Source organism: Bacillus sp. DNRA2, from assembly GCF_012843265.1.
In the GTDB taxonomy this organism is placed as follows: domain Bacteria; phylum Bacillota; class Bacilli; order Bacillales; family Cytobacillaceae; genus Bacillus_BU.
The window spans coordinates 120,077-133,300 of record NZ_JABAIT010000012.1 but is presented as its reverse complement, the minus strand read 5'-3'; the positions used below and the strand labels follow the sequence as shown (position 1 = coordinate 133,300).

The following is a 13,224-nucleotide window of genomic DNA, read 5'->3' as shown; positions in this document are numbered from 1 at the left end:
TCCTTTTTGTAATGGAACAATGCGCCAGGCGAGAAAAGACCCAAGTGAATAACCTTCACTTGGGTCGTGGGTATTAAGTCGCGTTAGCGATTTTGTTCTTTTTATATTTTCATTGCTCCGGTCCAGACCTCAAAACGTGGCCGCTCAATTATTTTCCCGGCATGTCGTTCTCCAGGCTGATAAATAATCGTATAGGTGAGATTATTCCAAGAGGTAAAGCCGGTTTTAGATGTGGTCTGATAATAGGCTGGTCTCCAAGTTCCAGTATTAAGATAAAGCTGCTCCTTGTTTTTCTCGGTAATGTTAATGGCTTTTTGAAGCGGCTGGTGGGTATGCCCATATAGTAGATATTGGTAATCCTTCGCATCATTGTTAAAATCATTTACTGCTCCTTCGAGATAATGATCATCAGTAAACAATTTTCTTACATATTTAGACTTTTCCCACAATGAAAGCTGCCATTTAAAGCTATTAATATTAAAGGTTTTTAAAATGGAGATGAGCATTTGAACGATATCAGCTTGATCGATTGGATTCCATAATAAGTCATTTTGTCTAACCCACCGCTTTACAAAATCAAGTTCTACGAATTCGTTACCTACCTCCTGGAACGCCAAATTGATTTTTTCTTTCACTTCCTTGTCATATTTCGTGCTTTTCTCAACTTGATAAAACAGCCATTGAATAATTGATGTTATTGGACGAATATCAAATAGATTACGGAAATGATCGCTAATCACTTGAATATCCTCTTTTGAAAGACTTGTGTTACTTAAGTGTTTTTCAATGACGATAGGCAATTTTGAGGCGATTTCGGCAGCAATGACATCACCAATTGGAGTTTCTTCATAAACATCAGCGTAATTAAATGAATCATATTCATGTCCGTGGCGTGCGAAGACCCCATGTTGTTTGTCGGCAAATAAATGTGGGAAATGATCGTAAGGTGATACATCGTTCATTCCTAAATGATTGATGACACGTTCGCGAAGGGATGGATATAGATTGCATAAGCGGTCATGGTTACCGGGGATATAAACAATTTCAGGTTTTATTGGAAAACCTAAATCTCTCCAATCCTTACAGGAAATAATATCGATAATTTCTTTGTTTTCCTTAATAATTTGATCGAATATTTCACATGCCAGCGTCTCAGTACGTTTGGAATTACTTCCCCAGGGGCGGTCATCTTTTGAGATGATTTCAATGACCTTTCCGTTTTGTTTTTTGACAAACCAAGCCTCTGTTCGAATGAGATCAAATATATCTCCTAAAAGAACAATTTTTAATTCTGTAGATTTAGAGTTTCTGGTAATGCCTGCATCAATAGCCTGTGTCGCTAATTCCTTAAAGATATCTTTAAAGGTTTCAATTCCTAAATAATGCTTCCCGGCTGTTCCATCCATTAGGTGCAAATCACTAAGGAAAATAAGCATGGATGAGATTCCTCCCTTACTCAAACTCGCATTCTGTCAAACTTCCTATTTAGTTTATGAACCTATAATGGAAGAAAGAAGTAATACGTACTAAAAGATAAGTAATGAGTAGGGGGTAAAGAAAAAAGCAAAAATTCCGCAAAAGGAATATAGTATTGTATGTTACGGAAAGAAAACCGTATAATGAACATCGATTACATTTTTATCATGTACGGATGCAAATCGTTTCAGGAGGTTCATATGAAGAAGCTTTTATTAATTGCAACAGGTGGTACTATTGCTTCAATCGAAGGAGAGGAAGGTCTTGTACCTGGTCTTTCGGCTGATGAATTGCTCCAATACTTTCAAGCTGGAGATCAAAATATTGATGTAACCTGTCAAATCTTAATGAACCGTGATAGTACAAATATGCAGCCTGAGCATTGGGTTAGCATGGCCGAAACAGTTGCACAACATTATCCCGATTATGATGGTTTTATTATTACACATGGCACTGATACTTTAGGTTACACATCAGCTGCATTATCTTATATGCTTCAGGATTTGGGCAAGCCCGTTGTCCTTACAGGTTCGCAGGTCCCAATCAGTTTTAAAAAGACGGATGCCAAGAAAAATCTTCAAGATGCCGTTCGCTTCGCCTGTGAAGAAGATATGGGCGGAGTGTTTGTTGTCTTTGATGGTCGTGTCATTATCGGTACAAGAGCAGTAAAAATGCGGACCAAAAGCTTTGATGCCTTTGAAAGCATTAATCATCCTTATGTTGCAAAAATTTCGGGAGATGAGATTAGCTACTCGTGGAAACCAACTACTCCTGCTGGGGAATTTAAGGTTAATACGAAATTATGTCCAGATGTATTCTTGTTGAAGCTCTATCCTGGCACAAAACCGGAAATCTTTGATTATATAAAAGCTCATTACAAAGGCGTTATTATTGAAAGCTTCGGCAATGGTGGAGTCCCCATTGAAGAGAGAAGTCTCCTTCCGAAAGTCAAGAATTTAACTGAAAGTGGCCTGGCTGTATTAATATCAACACAATGTCTTGAAGAGGGACATGATTTGTTTCTTTATGAGGTTGGCAGAAAGGTCGCTCAATACGATGTGATTGTTTCCGGAGATATGAACACAGAAGCTATTGTGGCAAAACTTATGTGGGCACTTGGACAAACGAGCGACCCACAAGCAGTTAAAGCGATAATTGAAACTCCAATCGCCTGGGATCTCTCAGTCGACTGGGGGAAAGAAGACTGAGAAAATCGGAAGCATTCTTTGAATAAATTAATAAAAATAAACAGACTGTCCAAATGATATGTGGGCAGTCTGTTTATTTTTGATGTGATAAAGCTAAGTATTGATTTTATCGCAAGTTAATTGGAGCGGAAGGCACGAAGACTCCTGCGGCGGAAATCAACACTCATGACAAATGAAACATTTTTATTGCGGGATTAATACCGTTATTACTATTTTAAAATGGTTTATTGTTAAGTAATAGACTGAACCTTCAGGAAAGAATAAAATGAAACTTGGGGATAATCAATAGGGAGGGAAAACGATTGAATACTGTGCTTACGAAGGAGGAAAACCAATTGCTTTTCAATGAAGCAAAGGAGTTTGTTACCATTTGCTATCAAGAATTGGGAAAAACTGCAGAAGAAATTGAACAAAGATTGATCGATATAGAACAACAAATACATAAGTTAGGTTATTATGAACATACTTTTGAAGAACTTGAGCATGGTGCAAGAATGGCTTGGCGCAATAGTAATCGCTGCATTGGTAGACTTTTTTGGGAAAGCTTACATATTATCGACAAACGAGAACTTGAAACGGAAGAAGAAATTCGTGATGCATTATTTGATCACATCGACTATGCCACGAATAATGGTAAAATCAGACCGACGATTACGATTTTTAAACAGATGATTGACAACGAAGCCCAGGTTAAGCTTTGGAATCATCAAATCATTCGCTATGCAGGGTATGAGACCTCTGATGGGGTTGTTGGTGATTCGCACTCACTCCCGTTTACAAAAATGTGTCAAGAGCTCGGCTGGGAAGGAGCGGGCACTCATTTCGATTTGCTCCCGATTGTGATTCAAGTAAAGGACAATAAACCAAAATGGTATCCAATTCCTAAACAAAAAGTACTTGAAGTAGATATTCGTCATCCACAATACGAGTGGTTTGCTGAGCTTGGCTTAAAATGGTACGCAGTCCCAATGATTGCTCAATTGCGTTTAGAAATTGGAGGAATTCACTATAGCGCGGCACCATTTAACGGGTGGTACATGGAAACTGAAATTGGTGCACGCAATTTCGCGGATGACTATCGCTATAATATGCTACCGAAGATTGCTACCTTAATGGGGTTGGATATTAATACGAATACCTCACTTTGGAAGGACCGTGCTCTCCTTGAATTAAATCAGGCAATCCTAATTTCGTTTAAAGAAGCTGGAGTTAGTATGGTTGACCATCACACTGCCTCACAGCAATTTAAGCTGTTTGAAGAAAAGGAAGCTGAGTGTGGTAGAGATGTTACTGGAAATTGGGTTTGGCTTATTCCGCCTGTATCACCAGCAACCTCCCATATCTTCCATAAACCGTATAATAATGAAATCAGAAAACCGAATTTCTTTTATCAAAATAAATTGTTTCAATCATAATGAAACTGACGCCATCTATTAAAGGTGGTGTCTTTTTATGCAAAATAAACCGATGAAAACTGTCGAAATGGAATAGGTCAAAAGTCTCCTTTTTGTTCTGGATGGTAAAATCAATACAGAAGAACTATGAAAAATTACAAATTTTCAGAAAATATACAATATTTTTCAGAATGATATTGACAAAAACCCACAAAAAGATATAATTTGAAATATCAAAAAATTCTAAAAAGGGTAAATTGCAGAAAATAGTAGTTTGCAGTTGTATTCAGCGATGACATGCTTTTGTTAAACAACAAAGAGTAAACGCTTTCTTGTCTAACAAAAACATATCAAAAAAGACCATTATAACGTAAACGCTTTCTTGCAGGACCTGTGGGGGAGGGACGCTGCGAACATTGTTTTCAAACACAGCTTGAATGGACAAACTTCATCAATGAATTGCCGAAACGAAGGGGTAGTGGCAGTTCTTGTTTTACACAATATAAAGTAGATTCAAATTGTGGAAAAGTAAGTAACTCAAACAAAAGACAAGTATTTTTTATTGAAGTAGGGGGAAGAAACAAATGGAAAACAATACACAAAATGTAAAAGTTCAAGTGGCGGATCCATCAGCACTTGGAATGTTCGGTCTTGCAATGGTAACGCTTGTCGCATCTTCACAAAAATTAGGAATCACTGAAGGTCTTTCTTTCATCATTCCTTGGGCATTTTTCTTAGGTGGGATTGCACAATTATTCGCTTGTGTTCAAGACGCTAAGCATAATAACGTTTTCGGACAAACTGCTTTCGGTGCATATGGTCTTTTCTGGATTGGTGTAGGAACTTCATGGTTAATTCAAATGGGCGTATTTGGTAAAGAACTTGCAGCTCAAGTCGATCCAAAGCAACTTGCATTTGCATTTATTGGTTACTTAGTTTTAAGTCTTTTCTTAACCGTTGGTGCTATGGAAACAAATATGGTATTATTCTCTATCTTTGTGTTAATTGATGTATTATTCGTTGGACTTATCCTTTCAACTTTTGGTATTGCTCCAGAATTGGCGCATGATGTTGCAGCTGTTTCCGAGTTTTTAATTTCTATCATTGGTCTATATGGCGCAGGTGCTAACGTCCTTAACAATCATTTCGGCCGAGTTGTATGTCCTGTTGGTAAGCCGTTTGGAATCTTCAAGCCACAAGCAAAAATGAAGCTTGTGAAGAACGCTTAATTCATATAATCCAAACCCGATTGTCGGAATGCTTTCCTAATCCGCCAGTCGGGTTTTTTATGTTTAATGCTTCATGCAGGAATTTATCGGCTTAAAAGAATAAAATAATTGTAAGGAATAGTAAGGCCTCCTGATCAGGATTGGAGTGGTTGTATGGGAGCAACGGAGAAATTTCTAGTATTTGTATATGGTACGCTAAGGCGTCATGAAGCCAATCATCATCTATTAAAAGGGGCATGCTGCGTTGCCCAACAAGCTTGGACCAAGGGATTGCTTTATGATACCGGATTAGGATACCCAGCCTTAAAGGCTGCTAACGAAGGCATGGTTTATGGTGAATTATATGAGCTTGATTTTAAACACCTTCAAAGCCTAGATAAGCTTGAAGATTACTTTGGTCCAGGTCAAAACAATCTATATAACCGAAACAAACAAACTATTTTAACCGATAAAGGTGAATATGAAGCCTTTGTCTACAGCATCCACCCTGACCAAGAAAGCATCCTGAAGCAATCCATACCACTCGGCGATTGGACCGTCTATCATAGCTTTAATACCCAACCAACCTTTTATTATTTTGCCTATGGGAGTTGTATGGACGAAGAGAGATTTGTCAGTGCTCGCGTTGATCAATATTTTCAGAACATCGTCGGTAGGGGCGTTCTTAATGGTTACACTCTAGGTTATACTAGACGAGTGTCAGACGGAGGTCGGGCGGATATCGTTGAATCAGGTGGAATTGTTGAAGGGGTAGTGTATGAAGTACAAGAACAAGGCCTTCACTATCTTTATCGCCGTGAAGGCGTGAAGTATCGAACCTATCGCCCAGCTCTTATCGATGTCACAGTGGACGGCAATTTGTTGAAAAATGTTTTAACATTTATTGTCGTCAACAAAGAGGAAGATACAGCTCCTCCATACGATTATGCAGAGGAAATTATCCGTGGCGGCAGTCGCTATCTCAGTCCTGAATATATCGAAAAATTAAAACAGCAACTAAAGGATCAATTTAACATGATCCTTTAGAATGATAATTAAGCTTAAATCGTGAATTAAACTCGATTTTGAATAGGATAAAAGTCGTGAGTTATAAAAATATAAACAATTTTGTAAATAAATGGTTTACAACGATATCATGATAGGTTTATAGTTAGTTCAAACATTTTGTTATACAAACTAGGGGTGTCCAATTAGTTGGGCTGAGAGAGGAACACGTTAAAGTGCCTTAACCCTCAGGACCTGATCTGGTTCATACCAGCGTGGGGAAGTTAGAATTCATAGATTAAAAAGTGTCGATGGTGACACGATAAATTTATGCTAACAACTGCCGGGTCTTCATTTAGACTCGGTTTTTTCATGCTGTAAACGAAGTTGATCTTGTCCTTTAGTTAAAAAAGGAGAGATGATTGTGGAGAAGAAAACGATTGAGGAAATTAATCATGATATTATGTCCAGCTTTTCAGGAAGTAGGAAGGTTTATGTTAAAGGTTCGAGACCTGACATTCAAGTACCAATGCGTGAAATCGTGTTGAGTCCAACCTCAAATATGCAAGACTCAAAGGAAAACCCACCAATAAGGGTATATGATACTAGTGGACCATACACAGATTCAGCTTATTCTGCTGATATTCGAATGGGATTACCCTTGTTACGCAACAATTGGATCAAAGAACGTGGTGATGTTTGTGAGTATGAAGGCCGAAAAGTGAATCCAAAGGATGATGGTTATTCATCGCAAGCACCTATTGCCAATATTGATGTTTTTCCTGGTTTAAAAAGAAAGCCATCACGTGCCAAAGACGGGAAGAATATTACACAATTACATTACGCACGAAACGGTATCATTACACCTGAAATGGAGTTCATTGCCATACGAGAAAATGTAGATCCGGAATTTGTACGAGATGAGGTAGCACGTGGTCGAGCAATTATTCCAGCCAATATCAATCATCCTGAAAGTGAACCTATGATTATTGGTAGGCATTTTCATGTGAAAATCAATGCGAATATAGGCAATTCGGCAGTGAGCTCTTCGATTGAAGCGGAAGTTGAGAAAATGAGGTGGGCCACTCGCTGGGGTGCTGATACTCTAATGGACTTATCTACAGGCAAAAATATTCATACAACCCGAGAATGGATCATCCGCAATAGTCCCGTTCCTGTTGGTACTGTGCCAATCTATCAAGCTCTTGAGAAAGTAGATGGGATTGCCGAGAACTTAACTTGGGAGGTATATCGCGATACGCTTATTGAACAAGCAGAGCAAGGGGTCGATTATTTCACAATTCATGCAGGGGTGTTATTACGTTACATACCACTAACGGTTAATCGAGTGACGGGAATTGTTTCTCGAGGTGGTTCCATTATGGCGCAATGGTGTTTAGCACACCATCAAGAGAATTTTCTTTATACCCATTTTGAAGAGATTTGTGAGATTATGAAGACATACGATGTTGCCATTTCATTAGGGGATGGTTTGCGACCTGGCTCGATAGCAGATGCTAATGATGAAGCACAATTTGCTGAATTAGAGACATTAGGGGAGTTGACAAAAATTGCCTGGAAACACGATGTTCAGGTGATGATCGAGGGACCAGGTCATGTACCGATGCATTTAATTAAGGAGAATGTCGATAAGCAAGTGGACATTTGTGGCGAAGCACCTTTCTATACATTGGGACCGCTGACGACCGATATTGCACCCGGGTATGATCATATTACTTCTGCAATTGGAGCAGCAATGATCGGCTGGTTTGGAACGGCAATGCTTTGCTACGTTACACCAAAAGAACATCTTGGATTGCCAAATAAAGAGGATGTTCGTGTCGGGGTGATAACTTATAAGATTGCTGCGCATGCAGCCGATCTGGCTAAAGGTCACCCAGGAGCAAGACAGCGTGACGATGCACTTTCGAAAGCGAGATTTGAATTTCGCTGGCGTGATCAATTTAATTTAGCACTTGACCCAGAGCGTGCCATGGAATACCATGACGAAACGCTACCAGCTGAGGGGGCCAAAACAGCCCATTTTTGCTCGATGTGTGGCCCGAAATTTTGCAGCATGAGAATTTCGCATAATATTCGAGAACTTGCTGAGCAAAAAGGGAGTACTTACGCGACTGAAATCAGTGAAGGCATGAAAGAAAAAGCAGTTCAATTCCGAGAAAACGGCGGTCATCTTTATTAAAAATAAGCCTTGATGTCGTTTGTGATAGGGAGTAGTCAATTATGAAGGAAAAAATTCTTGATCAGCTACACTATATCGAACAATCCCATGATGTCAAAATCATTCTGGCAGTCGAGTCTGGTAGCAGGGCATGGGGAATTCCTTCGGAGTCGAGCGATTATGACGTTCGGTTCATCTATGTTCCTAAAACGGATTGGTATTTATCAATTGAGGAAAAACGTGAGGTCATTGACCTCCCGGTGAACAAACAACTTGATTTACATGGTTGGGAGCTTAGAAAGGCACTTAGGCTAATTAACAAATCAAATCCGCACTTGTTGGAGTGGCTTCATTCGCAGATTGTGTATCATCAGAATGAAAAATGGGTGGAGGCTATTCGCGACGTCGCTCTCTTGGCTTTTTCTAAAAAAGCAGCCCTGTTTCATTACATCAACATGGCTAATCGCAACTATTTAGCTTTCTTACAAGGGCAAGAAGTAAAGATTAAAAAATATTTTTATGTGTTGCGGCCAATTTTAGCCTGTTTGTGGATAGAGAAAAATTACAGTTTCCCGCGACTAGATTTTTGTGATTTAGCGAATAGTACGTTAAGTTCCGGTCCAATAAAAGAGTCTGTGAATTCTCTAATCCAACAAAAAAAGGCTGATGTAGTATGCGGTAAAACGGAGCAGTATAAGGATCTACATCTCTTTATCGAAAAAGAAATCGCACGGTTATCAGCATTTGCTAAATCATTACCTGATGAAAAGATTTACCTTGTCCCACAATTGGATATGGTTTTCAGAGGGATTTTACAAGAGGCCTGGAGCATTGAAACTTCTTGACCTTTTGTATGTAGAGGTTGGAAAAACAAACAAAGAGCAGCATTTCGCTGCTCTTTTACATAGCTGTTATTATTTTTCAAGATTTAAATCAGTTGCTGGAATGGGAATAATTTTTCCACCAATTTGGACATGAATTGTATCGTTAAAGATGGCTTTGACAAATCCTTTTAAAGTTACTGATGAATCTACGGAGATTTTCTTGTTTTCTGGTTTTTTAGCCATGTTTTTCAACACCTTTCAAAGTTAATAAGATTAAAAAATGGAAAAAATTATTTATACAAGCTTGATAGAATTATTGTACTCAAAAATGTGTCCATTTTGCAAAGAAAAAGTATTAATTATATTCATATTTTCGTTGGTAAAAAATATGATACTTTCCAGTTACATTGGAGAAATTTTCAGCTTGTGTTTAGTAGGTGTTAATGGTATATTAATTGAGCGATGAGCTAACTTGCATAAGTCAATAGATATGCTTAATTGCTAAACGTATGAATGTGGTCATACGGTCTATTGCCGCAAACGCATAAAAAAGCGCCTGTTTTCGAACAGGCGCTTTTTTCGTGTTTAGGAGAGTAATCGAAATTATGCAAATCGGGTTCCGATAAATTCCGTATAAAAAATATCGAGTAGGTCTTAAACTTTAACGATAAGATGTATTTGTAAAGGAGGGAAATGAATGTTACAAGAATTCAATCATTTAATGAATTACATTGAAACCCATTTAACGGAAGAAATCTCTGGAAAAGATATCTCAAAAATTGTAGGGCTATCTGATTATCATTTTAAAAGAATGTTTTCGTATATGGCTGGAATGTCATTGAATGAGTACATCAAAAATAGGAGATTATCGGTTGCGAATGTTGAATTAATTAACGGAGCAAAAGTGACAGATATTGCCTATAAATATGGCTATCAATCAATAGAAGGATTTTCAAGAGCCTTTCGTGACTGGAGTGGTTTTTTACCTTCAGAAGTAACTAAAAACAAAATTCAAAAATCATTTCCCAAATTTTCATTCTATATAGATATACGAGGAGGAAATTCTATGGAATTCAAAATTGAAAAGAAAGAGAAATTTAATGTAGTAGGTGTATCGAAACGAGTGCCGATTCAATTCAAAGGTGAAAATAATGCAATCATTGAACTGGCCCAGTCCATTACAGAACAGCAAAGAAATGAGATGCATCAATTAGCTGATCTATATCCACATCAAGTCTTGAATGTTTCTTTTGATTTCGATGAAGGCTACCTAGAAGAAAAAGGATGTTTAACTCATATGATTGGGTTTGCAACCACAACAGAAAATCCATTTGAGGATTTAGAGCAAATAACGATTGAAGAAAGTTTTTGGGCGATTTTCCCTAATCAGGGACCATTTCCAGCCACCCTTCAAGAAACGACCGCGAAAATTTATTCTGAATGGTTGCCATCTTCAGAATACGAACTAGTTGAATTACCGGGAATTTCTTTTACAAAGTTCAATGGTACAATGGAAAATGTATATAGTGAAATTTGGGTGGCAGTAAAGAAAATTGATAACGGTAAAATTGGATAATTAACAAAAAAGGTTGGGGTTTGACCCCAACCTTTTTCGTATGCTAACAGATCTTCTGAATCAGTTCTATGGAGTTGTTTTTTGGTGAATTCACTAAAGAACTGACTTCATATGCTTCCATTAAGTCAGGGTCCAGTGGTTGTAATAATTGAGTGAGCTGCCCGAGATCATTGTTAGTTGGGTCGAGCCAGATTTTTTCATCCTCTGGTTTAAGTATCACTGGCATTCTGTCATGAATTCTTTCCATTAATGTATTTGGGGTCGTTGTAATAACGGTGCAGGTAAATATTGACTTGCCATCAGGTGTCTTCCATTGCTCCCAAAGACCGGCCATCCCAAATAAATCATTAGATTTTAGCCTAATGCGCATCGGTGTTTTTGTTTTGGCATCGATTCGCTTCCACTCATAAAAACTATCAGCGACGATCAGACAACGTTTCCTCCGGAATGGATCCCTAAAACTCGGTTTTTCTAAAATTGTTTCTGAACGGGCATTAATCATTTTCGAACCTAACGTTATATCTTTTGCCCATGGCGGAATAAGGCCCCACCGCAAATATCCCATTTTATTTATCGTACGATTATTAATAATGGCTAATACTAATTGAGAAGGTGCAACATTGTAATTTGGGAGAAAATTTTCTTCATCGAAAAATTCTTCTATATCAAATCGGTTCAAAATTTCCGTTAAAGTAGCTGTTAATGTGAATCTGCCACACATAGAATCACCTCTTATTTTACTATTTTAATTTTAGCAAAATAATCGGCATGACACAAAATGTTCATTGACTTCGACTTATTTCGACAATATACTTCATTAAGTGGAATTATTTTGATAATTTTTTATTTATAAAATTTGGGGGTTAAAATGAGCAGTTTATTACGTAAAAAGTCATTAAGCACCATGTTTGCTCATAGTCAAAAAGCAGGGTTAAATCGAAGTTTGAGTTTGTTTGATCTTATTTTACTAGGTGTTGGTTGTGTTATTGGAACAGGAATCTTTGTCGTAACTGGTGTAGTGGCAGCCCAGAGTACTGGTCCGGCGATTATCGTATCGTTTATTATCGCAGGAATCGCCTGCGCGCTAGCCGCATTATGTTATGCCGAATTTTCATCAGCCGTACCAGTATCAGGAAGTGTATATACGTATACATATGCAACGATAGGGGAAATTTTTGCCTTCTTAATTGGTTGGGACCTAATGCTGGAGTATGTGTTAGCCATTTCAGCAGTGGCAACTGGTTGGTCAGCATATTTTCGTTCATTAATAGAAGGTTTCGGAATTAATTTTCCGAAAATTCTTTCATCCGCCCCTGGAATGGGAACTGGAGGAATCATTGATTTACCTGCAATATTAATCATTCTTCTTGTAACAGCATTGGTAAGTATTGGAGTTAAGGAAAGTACTCGCTTTAATAACGTTATGGTTTTTATTAAGCTAGCGATTATTTTCGTGTTTATTTTTGCCGGTGTATCGTATGTGAAACCTGATAACTGGACACCGTTTGCACCATTTGGCTTCAATGGAATTATTACTGGAGCAGCAACCGTGTTTTTCGCTTATATTGGCTTTGACGTCATTGCGACTGCATCTGAAGAAGTGAAAAATCCGAAACGGAATATGCCCATTGGGATTATCGCATCATTGGCAATTTGTACGATTTTATATATCGTCGTATCACTTGTGCTTACTGGGATGGTACCATATACAATGCTAAATGTTGGTGACCCTGTTGCTTTAGCATTAGAGGTCGTTGGTTTGAATTCTGTTGCGGGCATCATTTCGGTTGGAGCTGTTGCCGGAATTACGACCGTTTTATTAGCGCTAATCTTTGCACAGGTACGTTTAACGTTTGCGATGAGCCGGGACGGATTGTTGCCAAAGCGTTTAGCAAAGGTACATCCAAAGTATAAGACTCCATTTGGTAACACTTGGTTCACTGGGTTCATTGCCGCTGGAATTGCTGGATTTATTGATTTAACAACGCTTGCGCATCTCGTTAATATGGGAACCTTAGCCGCATTTACTTTGATTTCAATCGCGATCATCATTTTGCGTAAAAAATATCCCGAATTACAAGCGAGTTTTCGAGTTCCATTTGTCCCAGTATTGCCATTGATTAGTGCAGTATTGTGTCTATATCTCGCGTCAAGCTTACCTGCGATTACTTGGATTTCCTTTTTGATTTGGATTTCTATCGGGACTGTTGTCTATTTTCTTTATGCGAGAAAGCATAGTTTATTAAATCAAGAACAGAGTACAGAACATCGTGTTGCAAAATAAAATCACTGCAGAAGAACCGGAACTTTGTTTCGGTTTTTTTGTATTGGGCAATTCTAACTTTCTTAAT

11 protein-coding genes and 1 riboswitch are annotated in these 13,224 nt (G+C 38.2%); of the genes, 8 read left to right on the top strand and 3 right to left on the bottom strand.

Annotated elements, in window-relative coordinates; genetic code table 11:
- Window positions 1-101 precede the first annotated feature (101 nt).
- Entirely contained in the window at window positions 102-1,436 is a 1,335-nt protein-coding gene (locus HHO41_RS12115; RefSeq protein ID WP_169098907.1) for a metallophosphoesterase family protein, read from the bottom strand.
- A gap of 240 nt (window positions 1,437-1,676) precedes the next feature.
- Between HHO41_RS12115 and HHO41_RS12110 the strand changes: the two genes are divergently transcribed.
- The 6 genes from HHO41_RS12110 (at window position 1,677) to HHO41_RS12085 (ending at window position 9,318) form a co-directional block, all read left to right on the top strand.
- Window positions 1,677-2,684: an asparaginase gene (locus HHO41_RS12110; protein WP_169098905.1), complete on the top strand. Its 1,008-nt coding sequence runs from the start codon at window positions 1,677-1,679 to the stop codon at window positions 2,682-2,684.
- A 335-nt stretch (window positions 2,685-3,019) separates the two neighbouring features.
- The gene (locus tag HHO41_RS12105) at window positions 3,020-4,099 is read left to right on the top strand and encodes a nitric oxide synthase oxygenase (protein ID WP_169098927.1); all 1,080 of its coding nucleotides are present in this window, start codon (window positions 3,020-3,022) and stop codon (window positions 4,097-4,099) included.
- 563 nt (window positions 4,100-4,662) lie between these two features.
- The gene (locus tag HHO41_RS12100; RefSeq protein ID WP_169098903.1) at window positions 4,663-5,307 is read left to right on the top strand and encodes an acetate uptake transporter; all 645 of its coding nucleotides are present in this window, start codon (window positions 4,663-4,665) and stop codon (window positions 5,305-5,307) included.
- 153 nt (window positions 5,308-5,460) lie between these two features.
- Window positions 5,461-6,333 carry a gamma-glutamylcyclotransferase family protein gene (locus HHO41_RS12095; RefSeq protein ID WP_169098901.1) on the top strand — a complete coding sequence of 291 codons (873 nt, stop codon included), beginning with the start codon at window positions 5,461-5,463 and terminating at the stop codon, window positions 6,331-6,333.
- 142 nt (window positions 6,334-6,475) lie between these two features.
- Window positions 6,476-6,590: riboswitch (TPP riboswitch) on the top strand.
- A gap of 164 nt (window positions 6,591-6,754) precedes the next feature.
- Window positions 6,755-8,494 (top strand): phosphomethylpyrimidine synthase ThiC, encoded by a 1,740-nt coding sequence (thiC, locus tag HHO41_RS12090; RefSeq protein ID WP_481747095.1) that lies wholly within the window; start codon window positions 6,755-6,757, stop codon window positions 8,492-8,494.
- A gap of 41 nt (window positions 8,495-8,535) precedes the next feature.
- Window positions 8,536-9,318, top strand: a complete 783-nt coding sequence (locus tag HHO41_RS12085) for a nucleotidyltransferase domain-containing protein (RefSeq protein WP_169098897.1) — start codon at window positions 8,536-8,538, stop codon at window positions 9,316-9,318.
- A gap of 69 nt (window positions 9,319-9,387) precedes the next feature.
- On the opposite strand, the gene HHO41_RS12080 is transcribed toward HHO41_RS12085, so the two are convergent.
- The gene (locus HHO41_RS12080) at window positions 9,388-9,540 is read right to left on the bottom strand and encodes a hypothetical protein (RefSeq protein ID WP_169098895.1); all 153 of its coding nucleotides are present in this window, start codon (window positions 9,538-9,540) and stop codon (window positions 9,388-9,390) included.
- A 454-nt stretch (window positions 9,541-9,994) separates the two neighbouring features.
- Between HHO41_RS12080 and HHO41_RS12075 the strand changes: the two genes are divergently transcribed.
- Window positions 9,995-10,873: an AraC family transcriptional regulator gene (locus tag HHO41_RS12075; protein ID WP_169098893.1), complete on the top strand. Its 879-nt coding sequence runs from the start codon at window positions 9,995-9,997 to the stop codon at window positions 10,871-10,873.
- Between the two features lie 43 nt (window positions 10,874-10,916).
- Here the strand turns inward: HHO41_RS12075 and HHO41_RS12070 are convergent, their stop codons facing one another.
- Entirely contained in the window at window positions 10,917-11,594 is a 678-nt protein-coding gene (locus tag HHO41_RS12070; RefSeq protein WP_169098891.1) for an SOS response-associated peptidase, read from the bottom strand.
- Window positions 11,595-11,741: 147 nt separating this feature from the next.
- Between HHO41_RS12070 and bcaP the strand changes: the two genes are divergently transcribed.
- Window positions 11,742-13,157 carry a branched-chain amino acid transporter BcaP gene (bcaP, locus tag HHO41_RS12065; protein WP_169098889.1) on the top strand — a complete coding sequence of 472 codons (1,416 nt, stop codon included), beginning with the start codon at window positions 11,742-11,744 and terminating at the stop codon, window positions 13,155-13,157.
- The last annotated feature ends 67 nt before the right edge of the window (window positions 13,158-13,224 follow it).